15 protein-coding genes are annotated in these 18,455 nt (G+C 45.6%); 13 read left to right on the plus strand and 2 right to left on the minus strand.

Annotated elements, in window-relative coordinates; translation table 11 throughout:
• Positions 1 to 66 precede the first annotated feature (66 nt).
• From PIL01S_RS06070 to PIL01S_RS06105, 8 genes are all read left to right on the plus strand, one after another.
• Positions 67 to 1,044 carry an alpha-ketoacid dehydrogenase subunit beta gene (locus PIL01S_RS06070; RefSeq protein WP_095286478.1) on the plus strand — a complete coding sequence of 326 codons (978 nt, stop codon included), beginning with the start codon at positions 67 to 69 and terminating at the stop codon, positions 1,042 to 1,044.
• 176 nt (positions 1,045 to 1,220) lie between these two features.
• Positions 1,221 to 2,537, plus strand: a complete 1,317-nt coding sequence (locus PIL01S_RS06075; protein WP_127536726.1) for a dihydrolipoamide acetyltransferase family protein — start codon at positions 1,221 to 1,223, stop codon at positions 2,535 to 2,537.
• Between the two features lie 3 nt (positions 2,538 to 2,540).
• On the plus strand, positions 2,541 to 3,956 hold the full coding sequence (lpdA, locus tag PIL01S_RS06080) for a dihydrolipoyl dehydrogenase (RefSeq protein ID WP_095286480.1): 1,416 nt from the start codon (positions 2,541 to 2,543) through the stop codon (positions 3,954 to 3,956).
• A gap of 275 nt (positions 3,957 to 4,231) precedes the next feature.
• On the plus strand, positions 4,232 to 5,026 hold the full coding sequence (gene thyA, locus PIL01S_RS06085) for a thymidylate synthase (protein ID WP_095286481.1): 795 nt from the start codon (positions 4,232 to 4,234) through the stop codon (positions 5,024 to 5,026).
• Between the two features lie 27 nt (positions 5,027 to 5,053).
• Positions 5,054 to 5,542: a dihydrofolate reductase gene (locus PIL01S_RS06090; protein WP_127536727.1), complete on the plus strand. Its 489-nt coding sequence runs from the start codon at positions 5,054 to 5,056 to the stop codon at positions 5,540 to 5,542.
• Positions 5,543 to 6,175: 633 nt separating this feature from the next.
• A complete protein-coding gene (locus PIL01S_RS06095) occupies positions 6,176 to 7,663 on the plus strand; it encodes a glutamate synthase subunit beta (RefSeq protein ID WP_095286483.1) in 1,488 nt (495 codons plus the stop codon).
• A 248-nt stretch (positions 7,664 to 7,911) separates the two neighbouring features.
• On the plus strand, positions 7,912 to 8,403 hold the full coding sequence (gene fur, locus PIL01S_RS06100) for a ferric iron uptake transcriptional regulator (RefSeq protein ID WP_281280768.1): 492 nt from the start codon (positions 7,912 to 7,914) through the stop codon (positions 8,401 to 8,403).
• A gap of 125 nt (positions 8,404 to 8,528) precedes the next feature.
• A complete protein-coding gene (locus PIL01S_RS06105) occupies positions 8,529 to 10,859 on the plus strand; it encodes a type IA DNA topoisomerase (protein ID WP_127536728.1) in 2,331 nt (776 codons plus the stop codon).
• 55 nt (positions 10,860 to 10,914) lie between these two features.
• On the opposite strand, the gene PIL01S_RS06110 is transcribed toward PIL01S_RS06105, so the two are convergent.
• Entirely contained in the window at positions 10,915 to 11,679 is a 765-nt protein-coding gene (locus tag PIL01S_RS06110; RefSeq protein WP_095286485.1) for an HAD family hydrolase, read from the minus strand.
• A gap of 45 nt (positions 11,680 to 11,724) precedes the next feature.
• A complete protein-coding gene (locus tag PIL01S_RS06115; RefSeq protein WP_127536729.1) occupies positions 11,725 to 12,645 on the minus strand; it encodes an ArsR/SmtB family transcription factor in 921 nt (306 codons plus the stop codon).
• Positions 12,646 to 12,848: 203 nt separating this feature from the next.
• On the opposite strand from PIL01S_RS06115, the gene PIL01S_RS06120 reads away from it, so the two are divergent.
• The 5 genes from PIL01S_RS06120 (at position 12,849) to PIL01S_RS06140 (ending at position 18,390) form a co-directional block, all read left to right on the plus strand.
• Positions 12,849 to 14,048, plus strand: coding sequence for an MFS transporter (locus PIL01S_RS06120; protein ID WP_127536730.1), 1,200 nt, complete (start codon positions 12,849 to 12,851; stop codon positions 14,046 to 14,048).
• Positions 14,049 to 14,132: 84 nt separating this feature from the next.
• Positions 14,133 to 14,858 carry a phosphonate ABC transporter ATP-binding protein gene (locus tag PIL01S_RS06125; RefSeq protein ID WP_127536731.1) on the plus strand — a complete coding sequence of 242 codons (726 nt, stop codon included), beginning with the start codon at positions 14,133 to 14,135 and terminating at the stop codon, positions 14,856 to 14,858.
• Positions 14,859 to 14,880: 22 nt separating this feature from the next.
• A complete protein-coding gene (locus tag PIL01S_RS06130) occupies positions 14,881 to 16,197 on the plus strand; it encodes a hypothetical protein (protein ID WP_127536732.1) in 1,317 nt (438 codons plus the stop codon).
• Positions 16,190 to 16,888, plus strand: a complete 699-nt coding sequence (locus tag PIL01S_RS06135; protein WP_095286490.1) for a response regulator transcription factor — start codon at positions 16,190 to 16,192, stop codon at positions 16,886 to 16,888. Before PIL01S_RS06130 ends, PIL01S_RS06135 begins: the two co-directional genes overlap by 8 nt.
• Positions 16,885 to 18,390, plus strand: a complete 1,506-nt coding sequence (locus PIL01S_RS06140) for a sensor histidine kinase (protein WP_127536733.1) — start codon at positions 16,885 to 16,887, stop codon at positions 18,388 to 18,390. The genes PIL01S_RS06135 and PIL01S_RS06140 overlap by 4 nt, the downstream gene beginning before the upstream one ends.
• The last annotated feature ends 65 nt before the right edge of the window (positions 18,391 to 18,455 follow it).

Below are 18,455 nucleotides of genomic sequence, written 5' to 3' on the forward strand. Positions count from 1 at the left end.
GGTGTCTCGGTATACATGTATGAATTCAAATGTGAACTGTCAATGTTTAAGGAGGAAATGAAGCAAATGGCACAATTGAACATGAAAGAAGCAATCCGTGATGCGCTTCGCGTTGAGTTGAAACGTGATCCTAACGTTCTGCTTTTCGGTGAAGACGTAGGTAATGTAGGCGGCGTTTTCCGTGTAACGGAAGGTCTGCAAAAAGAGTTTGGCGAAGAGCGTGTATTTGATACTCCACTGGCTGAGTCCGCTATTGGTGGTTTGGCTGTAGGTTTGGGTATTCAAGGCTTCCGTCCGGTAGCTGAAATCCAATTCGTAGGTTTCATCTTCGAAGCACTTGACCAAATGGTAGTGCAAGCTGCTCGTATGCGTTTCCGCTCCGGTGGAAAATACAATTCTCCAATCGTATTCCGTACACCATTCGGTGGCGGTGTAAAAGCGGCAGAATTGCATACAGATTCTCTGGAAGGTTTGCTCACGCAAACTCCGGGTATTAAAGTAGTAGTTCCTTCTAACCCTTATGATGCAAAAGGTCTGATGATCGCTTCCATCCGCGACAACGATCCTGTATTCTTCATGGAGCACTTGAACCTGTACCACGCTTTCCGTGCAGAAGTGCCTGAAGAAGACTACGTTGTTGAACTGGGTAAAGCAAACGTTGTTCGTGAAGGTTCCGACGTTACGATCATCACTTACGGTATGATGGTTCATACTTCCGTTAAAGCAGCGGAAGAGCTTGAAAAACAAGGAATCAAAGTTGAAGTCATCGACCTTCGTACGATCAGCCCGATCGACATCGATACTGTTGTTGCTTCTATTAAGAAAACAAATCGTGCAATTGTTGTACAAGAAGCTCAAAAGAGCGCAGGTGTTGCAGCTGAAGTCATTGCCCAAATCAATGAAAAAGCTATTCTTCACCTGGAAGCACCGGTTCTGCGTGTAGCTGGTCCGGACACTGTATATCCATTCGCACAAATTGAAGATACATGGCTGCCTAACCCAGCACGTATTGTTGCTGCGGTTAACAAAGTCGTAAATTTCTAATTTGATCATCTGACATGCCGCAAGGCGCAGTATGGTGATTGACATCGCAGCACAGGCTGCACTGTAAACAGCCATTAGCCCCTTGATTGACAGTTATTTGCATTAGCAGTAACAGTTAGTTCTTGGAGCTAAGGGTTGTTTTCAGGATTGAGCACATAATCAAGGAGGTTTTTCAGTTGGCTAAATTTGAATACAAATTCCCTGAACTAGGCGAAGGCCTTCACGAAGGCGAAATCATCAAGATGCACATCAAAGTCGGGGACAAAGTAACTGACGACGATATCATCATGGAAGTACAAAACGACAAAGCGGTAGTAGAAGTACCTTGTCCGGTTAACGGAACAGTTACTGAAGTATTCGCTAAAGACGGTCAAATCTGTCATGTTGGTGAAGTAGTTGCTGTTATCGATGCAGAAGGCGAACTGCCTGAGCAAGACGACGCTCCTGCTGGCGACCAAGGTGCACAAGAGAAAGACGCAGCTCAAGGCGGAGCTGACACTAGTGGTTCTTCTGCAGCAGCTTCCAGCTCAGATGCAGCTCAAGAAGGCGGCAACAACAGCGTTCCGGCAGTACCTGCCAAAGACGTTCTGGCAACTCCAAGCGTGCGCAAATTTGCTCGTGAGCAAGGTGTAGACATCGCTCAGGTTAACGGCACTGGAAACAACGGTAAAGTAACCAAAGAAGATGTTGAATCCTTCAAAAATGGTGGCGGCCAATCCGCAGCAGCTTCCGCAGCTCCTGCTCAAGAAGAGAAAAAATCTTCACCAGCAGCGGCAGCAGCTGACCAACGCCTTGAAGAAGAGCGCGTACCATTCAAAGGTATCCGTAAAGCAATCTCCAATGCTATGGTTAAATCGGCTTACACTGCACCTCACGTTACAATCATGGACGAAGTGGACGTAACCGAGTTGGTTGCTTTCCGTACTCGCATGAAACCAATCGCAGAGAAAAAAGGAACGAAAGTTACTTATCTGCCGTTCATCGTTAAAGCATTGGTTGCAGCTTCCCGTCAATTCCCTGCTCTGAATGCAATGATTGATGAAGAAGCTAACGAAATTGTTTACAAAAAATACTACAACATCGGTATCGCAACAGATACAGACAACGGCTTGATCGTTCCTGTTATCAAAGATGCTGATCGCAAATCCATCTGGATGATCGCTGATTCCATTCGTGATCTGGCAGCTCGTGGCCGTGATGGCAAATTGAGCGCTAACGAAATGAAAGGAAGCACAATCTCCATCAGTAACATCGGTTCTGCTGGCGGTATGTTCTTCACTCCGATCATCAACTTCCCTGAAGTTGCAATCCTCGGAACTGGACGTATCAGCGAAAAAGCGGTTATCAAAGACGGCGAAGTTGTTGCAGCACCTGTAATGGCTCTTTCCTTGAGCTTTGACCACCGTATCATCGATGGCGCAACAGCACAAAACTTTATGAACTACATTAAACAGCTGCTCGCTAACCCTGAGCTGCTTGTTATGGAGGTGTAAGATATGGTAGTAGGCGACGCTTCTCTCAATATCGACACATTAGTAATTGGTGCGGGTCCTGGCGGCTATGTAGCTGCCATCCGCGCTGCTCAACTGGGCCAAAGCGTATTGATTGTAGACAAATCCGAGCTTGGTGGCGTTTGTTTGAACCGCGGATGTATCCCGTCCAAAGCCCTGATCTCTGCTGCACACCAATATGAAAATGCACTTCACGGTGAAGCATTCGGTATTTCTGCTGAAAACGTAAAAGTGGACTTCGGCAAAACTCAAGAATTCAAAAACGGCGTTGTTAAGAAAATGACTGGCGGCGTAGCTGGTTTGCTTAAAGGCAACAAAGTTGAAGTTTTCAATGGTGAGTGCATGTTCATCAACGAAAACGAAGCGCGTGTATTCAACGATCACGAATCTCCGCGTTACAAATTCAAAAATGCAATCATTGCAACAGGTTCCCGTCCAATCGAACTGAAACCTTTCCCATTTGGCGGACGCATTCTGTCTTCGACAGAAGCATTGAACCTGCCTGAAGTACCGAAAAGCCTGATCGTTATCGGTGGCGGTTATATCGGTGCTGAGCTTGGTCAAATGTACTCCAAATTCGGTGCTAAAGTAACGATCATCGAAGGTTTGGATACTGTACTGCCAGGATTCGATAAAGACATGACTAGCCTTGTGGCTAAAAACATGAAGAAAACAGGCATCGAAATCGTAACGGGTGCAAAAGCTGAAAGTGCTGAGCAAACGGACAAAGATGTAACTGTTAAATATTCCGTAAATGGTGAGTCCAAAGAAGTAACTGCAGACTACCTGCTTGTTACTGTTGGACGTCGTCCAAACACGGATGGTGAGCTTGGTTTGGACCTGATCGGTGTTGATGTTGACGAGCGTGGATTCGTTAAAGTTGACCACCAAGGCCGCACTAGCATTCCTCACATCTTCGCAATCGGTGATATCGTATCCGGTTTGGCACTTGCCCACAAAGCTTCTTATGAAGGTAAAGTGGCTGCTGAAGCAATCGCAGGACAACCATCTGTAGTTGACTACAAATGTATGCCAGCTGTTGTATTTACAGATCCAGAGTGCTCCAGCGTAGGTTACACTGAAAAAGAAGCCAAAGAAAAAGGCTACAAAGTTAAAGCAGGTAAATTCCCTTATGCGGGTAACGGCCGTGCAGTATCTTTGAACCATGCTGAAGGCTTCGTGAAAATCGTAGCTGACGAAGAAAGCGGCCTTGTACTTGGTTGCCAAATCGTTGGTCTGGAAGCTTCCAACCTGATTGCTGAGCTTGGTCTTGCAATCGAAATGGGTGCTACTCTGGAAGATCTGGCTCTGACTATTCACGCTCACCCAACTTTGGGCGAAATCGTGATGGAAGCTGCGGAACTGGTTATGGGTCACCCGATCCACATCATTTCCCGCTAATATCGTCTAAGCTTCAGACTCGTCCGGCATCATACGTAAATCAAGAGGTGAATAGCGCTAACGCGTTATTCGCCTCTTTTTTTGTGAGTGTAGAAGGCTTCCGTAGAGTTATATCATGTACATTGTGTTGTAAACATAAGCAAAATTGAATGTGTTTTCAACTCTTTTTCCATCGTGCACAGTGTGATAAACTGTTAAGATGATCAGACACGATGTAACTCAGACCAATCTGGAACTGAGTGGCAACATATATAGAGATGCGAGGGGAAATCAACTTGAAAAACTATCTCGATTTATTACAAGATATATTGGATAACGGTGTTCATAAAGGGGATCGTACTGGAACGGGTACACAATCGGTGTTTGGCAGACAGCTTCGTTATAACCTGTCAGAAGGCTTTCCGCTTGTAACCACGAAGCGAATCCATCTTAAATCCGTCATTCATGAACTATTATGGTTCTTGAGTGGGGATACGAATATTGCCTACCTGAAAGAAAACGGAGTGAAGATCTGGGACGATTGGGCAGACGAGAATGGCGATCTAGGCCCGGTTTACGGTTCACAGTGGAGAACATGGGAAGCACCAAACGGGGAGAAAATTGATCAGATTTCAGCAGTTATCGATTCAATTAAAAATAACCCGGATTCACGCCGGCATCTGGTAAGTGCATGGAACGTGGCAGAGATTAACAACATGAAGCTTCCACCTTGTCATTTTGCGTTTCAATTTTATGTGGCGGAGGGTAAACTATCCTGTATGCTTACGATGCGCTCCGTGGATACATTCCTGGGGTTGCCATTTAATATTGCCAGCTACGCGTTACTGACACATATGATTGCCCAACAGTGTGACCTTGAAGTGGGAGATTTCATCTGGTCGGGTGGCGATGTGCACATCTATTCCAATCATGTGGAGCAAGTGAAAACACAGCTTGAGCGGGAGCCTTTCGCGCTGCCTAAGTTGATCATTAAACGTAAGCCGGATTCGATTTTTGATTATAAGTTTGAGGATTTTGAGTTTGAGAACTATCAGCATCATCCGGGGATCAAAGCTCCAATTGCGGTATAAGCAGACTCGAAAAAGGAGTGTAGCATTTTGAGTATTGAACTTGTGTGGGCTATGGGTGAAAATGGTGTTATTGGCTTGAACAACTCCATTCCATGGCGATTGCCCAAAGATATGGCTTTTTTTAAGCAACGTACGTTAAATAAAACGATTATTATGGGTCGCAATACGTGGGAATCCTTTGGTGGTAAGCCGCTCCCGCAGCGCCGGAATATTGTGGTCACCAGAGATCTGAACTACAAGGTAGAGCAGGCAGAAGTGGTGCATTCCATTGAAGAAGGTTTGGAGGCTACCAAAGGAGAGGAACTATGTGTAATCGGTGGCTCACAGGTATACCGTGAGTTCCTCCCGCTGGCGGACCGGTTGGTGGTTACCAGGATCCATGAGGAATTTGAGGGAGATACCTTTTTCCCGGATGTGGATTGGTCCGAATGGGAGCTGAAGGAGCAGATTGAGGGCGAGCAGGACGAGAAAAATGTGTACGCCTATACGTTTGAGTTTTATGAACGCAAACGCTGAAGCTAACCTTTAAGATGATAATTCATTGAAATTTGATGTGTGAAATGAAAAATAGAAAAGGCGCTGATTGACGATATATTCGTGAACAGCGTCTTTTTTCATTATTTTTAAAAATGTAGGTTGCCCTCTGCCATTATTTGTGGTTTACACGAATATAACATTTGTAACCATGAGAAATTGGGGCTCAAAAATAAGCTTTTCAACATAACTAGTAAAAAAGTATAAAAGTTATGGGCATTTACCGTTGTAAAGCCCTAAATTCGAGTGAATATTCGGAATTGGGAGGTGTATAGGGCTGACTTGCTTGATTTTAATGGTAAATTAGCTCACATTCACATGACGTTCGTTTTGTTTTTCGACATAATAAACGTTAGATCAGACTTTTGATCATCATTTTCAGCTCCAAAATAAGGGTATTGACCACAGCTAAACCTGACGATATGATGTATAAAATACAAATAATTATGCGGATAATCCATTTAATATTCAGTTGTCGAAATGCTACTATAATTGAAATATCTTTGAGAAGTTTTTGTGATACAATAGACAAAAAACTCAGCATGAGTAATCCATTTCATATAGAACCATGCCAATGAAAGGATTAAGACGAGAACGGATGGGGGAAAACGTAAGATGTCTACACCTACTGGATTTATGGAATACAAACGGCAGCTGCCTGCGGACAGGGAGCCGGCTGAGCGGATTAAGGATTGGGAAGAGTTTCATAAACATATGGCTGAAGAAGAGCTCAGAACACAAGGTGCACGATGCATGGATTGTGGTACCCCGTATTGCCATACAGGTATAGATATGATTGGCGGAACGTCGGGCTGTCCTGTGCATAACCTGATTCCGGAATGGAATAATCTTGTATATCGTGGATTGTGGAGAGAAGCGCTTGATCGTCTGCACAAAACAAATAATTTTCCGGAGTTTACAGGTCGTGTCTGTCCAGCTCCATGTGAAGGATCTTGTACCGTTGGCCTGATCGGCCAGCCGGTTACCATCAAAACGATTGAAGAAGCTATTATCGAAAAAGGATTCGAAGAAGGCTGGGTGGTTCCCCAACCTCCGGAGAAACGCACAGGTAAGCGCGTAGCGGTCGTTGGTTCTGGCCCTGCAGGTCTTGCAACGGCAGCTCAGTTGAATAAAGCAGGTCATACGGTAACTGTATATGAGCGTTCGGACCGTGTCGGTGGTTTGCTGATGTATGGTATTCCTACAATGAAACTGGACAAAAAAGTGGTGCAACGTCGTGTGGATCTGCTTGAAGCGGAAGGCGTTCAGTTCGTGACAAACACCGAGATTGGCAAGGATATTCCTGCTCAGCAATTGGTGGACGAGTATGATGCAGTCGTGCTGTGTGGTGGCGCTACGAAGCCGCGGGAGTTCAATATTGAAGGAAGCGACTTGAAAGGCGTACATTACGCGATGGACTTCCTGAATGGCAGTATCAAAAGTTACCTGGATTCCAATCTGGAGGACGGAAACTACATTTCTGCAAAAGATAAAGACGTTATCGTTATTGGTGGCGGAGATACTGGTTCGGACTGTGTGGCTACATCGCTCCGTCACGGTTGTCGTACCGTAACTCAATTTGGTACACATACCCAAGCACCAATGGAACGTGATCGCATTAACAACCCTTGGCCGCAATTCCCTAACGTTTACACATTGGACTATGCACAAGAGGAAGCCAAAGCATTGTTCGGGCAAGATCCGCGTGAATTCTCCATCATGACAACCAAATTTGTTGGAGATGAAGAGGGCAACCTCAAAGAGCTGCATACGATTCAAATCGAGCGTATCGTTGATGAAACAGGTCGTAAGATCTACCAGCCAATCCCTGGTACAGAGCGCGTTTTCCCTGCACAAATGGCAATGATCGCGATCGGGTTTGATGGTCCGGAGCAAACGCTGGTTGAACAGCTGGGGCTTGCAACAGATCGTCGTACCAATGTTAAAGCTCGCTACGGCAAATACAATACCAATGTGGATAAAGTATTCGCTGCAGGAGACATGCGTCGCGGACAAAGTCTGGTTGTGTGGGCAATCAATGAAGGACGCGAAGCCGCTCGTGAAGTAGACAAATACCTGATGGGTGCCACCGTTCTTGCTTAATTTGTAATAAGCAATAATTTCATAAATTATATCGGAACAAAAGATGTGATACAAAAAACAACTCTCGCTTATAGTGGGAGTTGTTTTTTTATTTCATAACTCTATTGCGTATCAAATAATTTGGGCTAGTGTGCGGTATAGCATTGCTTTTTAAGTCGTAAAGATTTATTATTAGATTATAATAATTATAAATAAGACAACAAATGACATTGTTAAATAGAGAATTTAAATCCGGAGGTGCGACAGCTATGGCAAGAAACCGGGAGAAGTCCATTTCAGAACAAATATTTGACATTAAAAAGCAATTGGTAGACAAAGGATATAAATTGACACAACAGCGTGAAGTGACGGTACGTGTGCTGCTTGAACATGAAAAGGATCATTTCAGTGCTGAGGAAGTGTTTCTGCTGGTGAAGGAGCAGTTTCCTGAGATCGGCCTGGCAACCGTATATCGGACACTAGAGCTGCTAAGTGATCTTCAGGTTGTAGAGAAAATTAATTTTGGAGATGGTGCTGCACGCTTCGATCTGCGGAGTACAGATGGTTCCCATCATCACCATCATTTGATCTGCACAGAGTGCGGAACCGTGGAAGAAATTATGGAAGATGGGTTGCTTCGTCTGGAGCAGCAGATTGAACGTCAATACGGATTTGCCGTGACGGATCATCGTCTTGACTTTCAGGGTGTATGCAGGGAATGCCGGGAAAAGCAGGCCATAAATGAACAAGCTGCAGGCTAATTGTTCCACGGAGGATGCTCCCGGAATCAAAATCTGATATAATAGGATTCAGAAGCAAGGGGCTTCCGTGGGCGGAAGGCCCCTTTTTGCCGTCATGCGGACGGTGAAGGAGGAGAGATGGACGGATGAAGACATTGGTTATAGCGGAAAAGCCTGATATGGGTCGAACCATTGCCGCCGTCATAGAACCAAGAGCCAAGAACAATCGCAGTTATCTTGAAGGTGAGCATTACATTATCACTTGGGCGATTGGTCATCTGCTCGGGCTTGCTGAACCGGATGCATATGATACGAAATACAAACGATGGAATATTGCGGATCTGCCCATTATTCCGGATCAGTTCAAAATCGTGCCGAATCCCAGAACAAAAGATCAGCTGAAGATCATTGGAGAGCTTGCCAAACGAGCATCATCAATCGTAAATGCATGTGATGCCGGGCGTGAAGGCCAGTATATTTTTGCATTGATTCAACAGCAGTTGAAGCTGCGTCAACCAGTTAAACGACTATGGATTTCGGACCTGACTGCAGAGAGCATTAAGCGTGGCTTTGACGGACTTAAGGATGCATCAGAGTTCGAAAATCTGACTCATGCTGCTCGCGCCCGAAGTGAGGCCGATTGGCTGATTGGCATGAATGCATCACGTGCCTTTACGACCAGGCATAACGCGCTGTTATCTGTGGGACGTGTACAGACACCCGTTCTTGCGTTGATCTATGATCGGGAAATGGAGATTGAGGCATTTCAATCACAAACATTTTATGAAGTCGCTGCCTGGTTCCGTCAGGAGGGTGTAGAGTACAGAGGTTTACGCCAAGGAGACAAGCTCACGGACGCGGAAGCTGCTGAAGCGATAGCGAGCAGTGTGAAGGGCAAGACCGGACATATTACCAAGTATGAGGCGAAGCAAACGAAGGAGTATCCGTACAGACTATATGATCTGACTCTGCTGCAGCGTGAAGCCAATGCCAAGTATGGGTATGGAGCGAAGAAGACACTGGACATTGCACAGGCCTTGTACGAGAAACACAAGGTTATTTCCTATCCGCGGACGAATTCCAACTATGTTACGGAACAGAATATTGAGGGTATGCACAAAACATTAAACCTGCTAAAGAACGGGCCCTATAGTGAACTGGCCATTGGTGCAAAACCTGAATTGGTTTATAAGAATAACAAGGGAGTCTGCAATCCTTCCAAGGTTGAGGATCACCATGCCATTTTGCCTACGTTGAAACGGCCAGGTACATTATCGAAGGATGAGCAGAACATCTACGACCTGATCGTCCGACGGTTTTTGTCTCATTTCTATCCGCCTGCAGAATACAAGCAGCATACCGTACTTACTGAAGTAGAGCAGCATCAGTTCAAAACTTCTGTGAAGGAGCTGCTGTCACTCGGATGGAAAGTTGTTCTGCCTTCTACAGATCAAGAGCAGAATGGCTCGGGAAAGAAAAAAACGAAGAAGAACAATAATGAGGAAGAAGAATCCGAAGAATGGACGGATAAGTCGTTCTCTGTGCAGCCAGAACTTCCAGTGCAGTGTAGCAAGAGCGAGTTCAAGGAAAAAGCAACCCAACCTCCCAAAAGTTATACGGAGGGAACTTTGCTTAAAGCGATGGAAAGTGCGGGTAAGCAGATCGAAAACGAGGAACTGCGAGATGCCATGAAGGACAGTGGTCTGGGTACGCCAGCGACACGAGCTGCAACCATCGAGCGGCTCAAAAATGTTGGTTATATCACGATGCAGGGGAAAAAGATGCAGTTGACGCTAAAAGGCCGAACAGCGATTGAATTGATTCGGCGAGCCGGAGTTGATTTGTTAACCTCTCCGGAGATGACTGGACAATGGGAGAGAAGATTGTATCAGATCTCCAAAGGGGAAGCCGGTCAGGACAAGTTTATGGAGAACGTTAAGAAGTTTACCATGTCCATCATTGATAAGGTGCGTGTACAAGCCCCTGCACCTGCAGACGCCTTTGGGGAAGATTCACGCGGGGGACGTGGCAAAGGTAAGGGAGCAAAATCCTCAAAATCAGGAACGAAAACAACAGCAAGAACAGCAGCTTCAGCTCCCAAATCATCACGGCAGTCTTCAGGGTCTGTCTCCAAATCGAGTAACACAGCAGTCTCAGTGGCAAAGACTGCATCTGCGAGCTCGGCAAATGCCGGTGTTCGTGAGCCCTTGGCATCTTGTCCCTCACCAGGATGCACCGGTCAGATTATTGAGGGAAAAAAAGGCTATGGGTGTACGCGATTTAAGGAAGGCTGTGGGTTTGTCATCTGGAAAGAGTACGTTGGCAAAAAAATAACCAGTACGATGTTAAAGTCTTTGATCGAGAAGGGAAGCACTCAGGTGCTGTCTTTCAAACGTAAGGACGGGAGTACGGTTAAGGCCCGGATCATCCTGCAGGATCAATCTTCGGGCAAGCTGTCAGCTGAAAGGCAGGAGTAGTAAGGTAGTTCAAAAAAATAAAGCAATCACAGATTTATGTAAACAAAAAGGACCCTTAACCCAGGGTCCTTTTTTGCTGCTGCTGCTGAATATTCTCATGAATGACCTGAGGCACCTCTTCGAGAGCGGTGATGGTGTACATCGAAGTCTCCGGATTGGGCTGAAGTTCAACAATGTTATACTGCCATTCATTTGGTTGTTTGATATATATGCTATGGATTCCAGCCGTGACCGCTGGCAAAATATCCGTGCGTAATGAGTTTCCGATCATCCATGTTGTTTTGCGGTCGAAGGGGCCGGAAGATAAAATGCCTTCAAGTGCTTCGACGTTCTTATGCTGCCTTATATAGATACGGTCATCGAAATAAGCGGATAACTTCATCTGATCAATCTTCCGTTGTTGAATCACCGTTTCGCCTCCGGTATACAGATAGAGGGCATGTCCGGCTGATTGCAGGCTTTCCAGTGTTTCAACCATATGAGGGTAAGGTTCAACCTCCCGATCATATACACTCATGCCAAGCTTCGTGAGGAACGTTTCTTCTTCAGTGGAAGTGGCTCTTGCATATTTCTGAGAGAAATAGCGATACGTATCAATAAGAGACTGTGGAAAATGATGACTGGCGAATCCGACCTGGTTCACACCGGTCACGTCAATCTCCAGTTGTTTGTCACGAATGTCCTGAACGGTTAATGCATGATTGTCAAACCACTCCTGCATGTTCTCGAAGAATTCACCGAGGACTAAGTTGAAATATTTGTTGCAATAGACGAGCGTATCGTCCAGATCGAAAATGATATGCTGTTTAATCGTGTTCATTTCAAAATCACTCCTTGCAGCCGGCAACTCCAGTTACATCCTCATTTATATGCGAATATAGGATTCCAGGAACATGTTCAATTCAGACACGCCATCCGGCCGGATACTGTATTTCTCTTTGCGGTTACTGCCGAGCAGATGGGTTCGCAGCAAACCTGCGACACGTAGCGCCATAACCTGATCTTTAACCATGTCTTCGTCTTTGTTCAATTCTTCACACATCTCCGCAAGCGACTTTGGCTCATCGGATACGTAACGAAGCAAGCGAAGGCGTTCGGGATCAGCCAAAGCATGTGTAAAACGCAGCAGACAGGTTGGCGGCTGATCTTCATTCTCTTCAGGAGTATCAACCGGGTATTGCATAATCATCATGCCTTCGTAGAAGCAGTAGATATTAATCGGACGGTTATGTACTGTGGGGAATAGAATCACTTCATCTAATCCGGGCATTGGCTCCACAATAACACCTGCTGTAGCATATTCAATAAGCAGTTCAGGTCCCATTTTCTCCAAAAGAATTCGCTTCTCATGAGCGTCCTCTTCCAGCCAGGTACGATAATCGTCACTTATATTTTGGCAGTAATGCTGGTCCCAGAGACGTAGAAGCGGCACGTAACTGTCCCGAATCCGATTTGTTTCTTCTATTGTAATACTCGGCAGAAGAGGAGATACACGTGCAAACAATTCCTCTGCAGGCAGACTCGCAAGCATATGCAGAAAATCCTGATTCTCTGAAGAGCAGGTCCGGTAGGCAGCCCATGCGAACAAAACATCAAAATCATCAAAAGGCCAAGTCGACGCAGGTGCCAGAGCAGCACGTACGTTGGAACTTAGTTTGCCTTCCACTTCAAGAATCCATTCGGGTCCAACATCCAGATGCTGAATCCATTTTTTCGTGACATATACAAGAAAACTGTTCAGCATTTCATATATCGGTGAAACATCAATCTTGACATGATAAGTCATAACGATGCAGAATCCTCCCGTCACATCTAAATGTACGCAGCGACTTATGTACTATTATGGCTTGTTTTGCAGGGCGTTGTCCACTATAATGTTCAAGTCCGGGGCAAATGCACCGGTGAAGCAGCGCTTTATCATATGAATATGAATAACATGCGAAAAGTCGTCAGCGATGGCGATTTTTCTTTTGGTTGTCCGCAGGAGGAATGAAATTCGTGTCATCTATTAATGTCGCAAAATCATCACATTCTACATCCAACTATCTCATCCTGATCATCGTTATAGTTGTAGCAGGGATTAGCCAAGGATTATTGCTTCCCGTACTATCCATTTTTCTGGAGCAAAAAGGGGTATCACCTGGGTTGAATGGCCTCAATGCAGCAGCGCTGTATGTAGGTTCCTTTGCAATGACTCTGGTCGCTGAACGGCTGCTCGGAGCAGTTGGTTTTAAAAAGCTGATTGTCGGCGGCCTGCTATTTGTTATGTTTCCCCTGATTCTTTTTCCGTATTTACCGGATATTAAAATATGGTTTATTCTTCGTCTCGTCGTTGGTATAGGCGATAGTGCTTTACATTATGCTGCTCAGCTCTGGGTTCTTCTCGTGACGGCACCCGAAAAGAGAGGTCGCTACATATCCCTATATGGCATGTCCTACGGACTTGGCTTCAGTATCGGGCCTTTGGGCATCAAGCTGCTCGGATTTGGCGAGGCAGTGCCGTTCTGGGTTCTTTTCGTTTGTATGGGAGCTGTGCTCCTGCTTGTATTAATGAAGCTTCCTGATACCAAACCGGAAAAAGCAGAGCTTGGTCAGCTCCCGGAACGCCGCTTCCGACGCAGCTGGGCATGGGCATGGTATGCGTTAATACCAGCTCTACTTTATGGCTATATGGAAGCCGGGATGAACAGCAACTTTCCGGTATATGGATTGCGGATTGGTTTAGACGCCAATCAGATCTCATCTTTACTGCCGTTTGTGGGAATTGGAGGATTGTTTCTGCAGTTGCCTCTGGGCATCCTCAGTGACCGTTTTGGACGTAAAAAAGTGTTAATGTCTGCTGGTATTGCAGGCGGGGTTATGTTCATGCTGGTACCTGTGGCCGGAACTCACTTCTGGTGGACGCTGGTATTACTGACCGTAGCAGGTGGGCTGGTAGGGTCCTTTTTCTCCCTTGGACTTGCCTATGCAGCAGATATTTTACCAAAGGCACTTCTTCCTGCAGCGAACGTCGTGGCCTCGTTCCATTTTACGATAGGCAGTATTCTGGGACCGAATTTGGGTGGTCAGATGATCAATTGGATCTCACCCGGAAGCATGTTTATCTTGCTTGGTTGTTTTTATTTGCTTTTTGGTGCCGCAGGTGTCCTGTTCCAACATAAACCAAGTTCTCATTCTGTGTTAAAATAGAAGCTGGTGTTCGCATGGAAATTGATGTCCATTTCCGAGTACACTATATAGTAGGGAAAAACATGGACAAGAGGAGACATCGCGATGATCAGAGTTGAGAATTTGAGTAAATCCGTTGGAGCGGACCGTGTTCCGGTTCTACGGGATATACGATTTGATATGCAACAAGGTGAAATGATCGCAGTAGTCGGTTCAAGCGGCAGTGGAAAAAGCATGCTGCTCAAGTGCCTGGCCATGATGGAGAAATGGGATGGCGGCCGATTTACGGTTGACGGTGTCGAAATTTTGAAAGAAGGCTGGTCCGGCAAACGGAAAATTAAGCGTGAATGGGCATACTTGGAACAGAATCCTCAGCTCTATCCTAGAAAGTCAGCACTCAAAAACGTATTGATCGGTCGGTCTGGTCAGACGCCTTGGTGGAGAATGGTGACTGGAATGGTCCGTTCCGATGATTACATGGGTGCCATGGATTATCTTGAAGGACTCGGACTTTTGGATAAAGCTCATCAAACCGCAGAAAAGCTAAGCGGTGGTGAGAAGCAGCGTGTAGCGATTGCCCGTGCACTCGCCCATGGGGCAAAAGTCATTCTCGCGGATGAACCAGTAATTGGGCTTGACCCACATACTGCCGACACAGTTCTCGAGACGCTGCGGAAACTGTGCGAAGAAGAACGGGCAACGGTTATTGCCGTTTTACCTATTGAGATGGCGGAGAAACATGCAGCTCGCATCTGGGGTCTTGCAGAAGGCAAGATTGCCTTTGATATACGTGGACGTAGACTGACACAGAAGGAAAAAAACATGATTTAAACTATTGAAATGAGTGATGAAATTGCTTAACTCAAGATGGGGGCGCCTGTTAGCGTGTGGAGCAGTAACGGTGGTGCTCGGCTCCGTTCTTAGCGGATGTACGGTCATAAGCGACCCCAAGGGCTTGATGAAGAAACCCATGCTGTCCACGGACAAAGAAAAATTGTTTTACGTTGTTCAGAAAGAGCAGCCGCCAGAGAGCAATCTGATTCGCCCCAAAGACATGAACAACACCAGCATGATCCGTGTTGAAGATCTCGACGGGGACGGAACGCGCGAAGCTATCGTATTTTACGAAACACCCAATGAGAATGTGCGTATTCATGGCATGCTCCTGGAGGAACAGGGAGATACGTGGGTTAAGAAGCTGACGTTTGACGTTCCGGGAAGTGAATTGCAATCCTTTAAAGTGTTGGATATCACGAACGATGGAAACCCGGATATCATACTCGGTGTGAGTCTGCAAGACCAAAAAGCACTGACGGCGTATTCATATTATGGCGGTGCTCTTGAGCAGGTATTGGGTGGAGTCCCTTATAACCAGTATATTATTGATGATCTGCAAGGTAACACACTGGACATGAATGGGGATGGAAAAAGCGATTTTGCCATTGTAGCCCTAAATAACAGTGGGTTTGCAAGTGTAGCGTTGTATCAGTATGACGAAGGCAGCTTTAAGGAAGTTGATCGGCTGCAGACCGATTATACCGTTAAAGAGATCTACAATGCGCTTGGAGGAGAAATCGCCAAGGATAAGATGGGTATTGTGCTGGACGCAGAGCTGGATGACCGCAGTTCTTTCTCACAACTGATCTATGTGAAGGATAACAAACTGGTAAATGCCTTCAAATCACCTGATCAAACCTATAGAGATGACAAAATTTTAAGCGGTGATTTCAACAATGATGGTATTATTGAGTTTGGACTAAAGGAAACGCCAAAAGGCTGGGAACATTACGTGTTTGATTCCCGCATGTGGTTTTATACCTTTTATCAATGGGATGGCAAGGATGGAAAGGAATTTGTCTCATTCCAGTACCGTGATGATGCCAATCTGTTTCATTTAAACTTAAAACCTGAGTGGTACGGCAAGATTACAATCGACACCAAATCGGAAAAGGAAAAATATATTCGATTTAAAATGATTGATACGGATGAAACCGTGGGTGAAATTAAATATTTCACGCTTTCTCAGTGGGAACAGGAGAAAGGAAAGAGATGGAAGGAAATTACCCGAACAAACGACCGGGTGATTGCTTCACGTAATGCGCAGGATAGTAATGATGGATTACTTGATAATATGTCTCAGCTGAACAGAAAGGGAGAACTAAATGAGTAAAGTACTTATTCTTGAGGATGAAGAATCCATCCGCAGTTTTATCGTAATCAATTTGAAGAGAAACGGGTTCGAAGTGCTTGAAGCAGGAGATGGGCATGAAGCACTTCGCATCTTGCAAACTGTACCAGATATTGACCTGGCTCTTCTTGATGTCATGGTACCTGGAATTGACGGTTTTGAAGTGTGTCGTCGCATCCGTGAAACCAATGAACGTTTGGGCATCATTTTCTTGACGGCCAAGGTTCAGGAACAGGACAAGGTATATGCTCTTTCTGTTGGAGCAGACGATCATGTAAGCAAACCATTCAGCCCGACCGAACTGATCGCACGAATTCAATCCTTGCTGCGCAGAGTAAATGTGCATCGGGAGACTGCAGCTAAGGTCACATTCCAATCGGGGCCGTTTTCTCTTGATTTGATCTCCAAACAATTTAAAAAACAAAATGAATTGATTGAATTGACTCCAACGGAATTTTCACTTATTCAATTCTTCCTGGAAAAAGAGAATACACCACTTAGCCGTGATTTGCTCCTGGATCATGTATGGGGCAAGGAATATATGGGAGATCCCAAAATTGTGGATGTGAACATTCGCCGCTTACGCCAGAAAATCGAGAACAATCCTTCCGAACCTGAATACCTGCAGACTGTATGGGGTCACGGTTATAAATGGAAGGGCCGGGAGCAATGATTAAAAAAGGCATCACCAGGCAGATCGTACTACATTATTTTTTCGTAGTTCTGCTTGCTCTGTTATTGGTGGAATTTATTTTTATGCTTGCGGTGCAGCGGTATTATTACGAGAGTATATACAATACCATCAGCTCTCATATTTCCATGTCAAAAGACTTTTTGGAGCCCATCGCCCGCGAGGATAATGCGGATAATGGTAATCTGTCGAAGTTGCTTTCGAACCTGGAACTATCCAGCACAGAGCTCGAAATTCTTGATCTCAACGGACGAGTTCTTGCCAGCTCTGCGGCCTTCGAGTCTGACCGGGCCGTAATGCAGACAAGTGATATCATGCAGGCCATAAATGGCAATACGGGACGGTGGGTAGGCAGACAACCGGGCACCGGTGAGCAAGTCATGGCCGTTTCGCACAAACTTGATCTGGGTGGGGAGAATACGTACATTGTAAGATATCTGACTTCACTCGAAAATGTAAACTCGAAGCTGCTTGTCATGGGATTGCTTGCCGTTGCCGTGGGGATTGCTGTTATGGCCATTGTTCTGATTATCAGCATTGGTATGGCGAACTCCATCGTCCGTCCCATTAACAATATTACCGCGGTATCTGCCCAGATGGCGAGAGGACGTCTGGATGTCAGAGTCAAAGGGAACTATAAGCACGAACTTGGCGAATTGGCATCCACACTGAATTTTATGGCTCATGAGATCGTTCGCAGTAACCAGATCAAGGATGATTTTATCTCATCCATTTCTCATGAGCTCAGAACACCACTGACTAGCATTAAAGGCTGGAGTGAAACGCTGGATTCAGGCGGATATGATCCGGATGAGACACGTATTGGCATGAGCATTATCTCGAAAGAAACAGAACGCTTGATCGGGCTGGTCGAAGAGATGCTGGATTTCTCCAAACTGCAGCAAAATCAGATGAAGCTGGTCAAAGGTACGGTCAGTATTCGTGAGATCGTGCAGGAAACGATGTTGAACGTTTGGGCCAAAGCGGAACAAAAGCAAATACATTTGAAGCTGGACACAGATGAGACCCGTGCTTTTAACGTGCATGGTGATGGAAATCGCCTGAAACAGGTATTCCTGAACATCGTGGATAATGCAATTAAATTCTCACATGAAAATTCGTGGATTTATCTGTCGGTAAAAGAAGAGGACGGAAAGATCATAGCAGCTGTGCAGGATACCGGGATCGGGATTAGCGAGGAGCATCTCATCAAAGTACGTGATCGATTCTTCCAGGTCAATCACCAGAATGGTGGAACAGGATTGGGGCTTGCCATTACGCAAGAACTCGTTGAGCTGCATGAAGGAACGATTACGATACAAAGTGAACTCGGATCGGGTACAACCGTCACGATAGAACTGCCCGCTTTGCAGGAAGAAGAGATCGTAACTGAGCATCAGGTGAATGAACTCGCTTCAGAAACGCAACAAGAGAGCGGGGCACAATACATTAAACCGGGTTCGGATACAGGCAAAAGCGAATAGACACCCGATTGCAATTGACACATTCTGAATGCATCAAAAAAGGCGAGCCATTAACGGCTTGCCTT

It is taken from the genome of Paenibacillus illinoisensis NBRC 15959, from assembly GCF_004000925.1.
Classification (GTDB): domain Bacteria; phylum Bacillota; class Bacilli; order Paenibacillales; family Paenibacillaceae; genus Paenibacillus; species Paenibacillus illinoisensis.

What these genes read in the sequence shown, in the direction of transcription:
- PIL01S_RS06110 (WP_095286485.1), bottom strand. Translation starts at nt 11,679, where the DNA reads ATGAACACGATTAAACAGCATATCATTTTCGATCTGGACGATACGCTC.
- lpdA (WP_095286480.1), top strand. Translation starts at nt 2,541, where the DNA reads ATGGTAGTAGGCGACGCTTCTCTCAATATCGACACATTAGTAATTGGT.
- PIL01S_RS06115 (WP_127536729.1), bottom strand. Translation starts at nt 12,645, where the DNA reads ATGACTTATCATGTCAAGATTGATGTTTCACCGATATATGAAATGCTG.
- PIL01S_RS06140 (WP_127536733.1), top strand. Translation starts at nt 16,885, where the DNA reads ATGATTAAAAAAGGCATCACCAGGCAGATCGTACTACATTATTTTTTC.
- PIL01S_RS06070 (WP_095286478.1), top strand. Translation starts at nt 67, where the DNA reads ATGGCACAATTGAACATGAAAGAAGCAATCCGTGATGCGCTTCGCGTT.
- PIL01S_RS06135 (WP_095286490.1), top strand. Translation starts at nt 16,190, where the DNA reads ATGAGTAAAGTACTTATTCTTGAGGATGAAGAATCCATCCGCAGTTTT.
- PIL01S_RS06125 (WP_127536731.1), top strand. Translation starts at nt 14,133, where the DNA reads ATGATCAGAGTTGAGAATTTGAGTAAATCCGTTGGAGCGGACCGTGTT.
- PIL01S_RS06105 (WP_127536728.1), top strand. Translation starts at nt 8,529, where the DNA reads ATGAAGACATTGGTTATAGCGGAAAAGCCTGATATGGGTCGAACCATT.
- PIL01S_RS06095 (WP_095286483.1), top strand. Translation starts at nt 6,176, where the DNA reads ATGTCTACACCTACTGGATTTATGGAATACAAACGGCAGCTGCCTGCG.
- fur (WP_281280768.1), top strand. Translation starts at nt 7,912, where the DNA reads ATGGCAAGAAACCGGGAGAAGTCCATTTCAGAACAAATATTTGACATT.
- PIL01S_RS06120 (WP_127536730.1), top strand. Translation starts at nt 12,849, where the DNA reads ATGAAATTCGTGTCATCTATTAATGTCGCAAAATCATCACATTCTACA.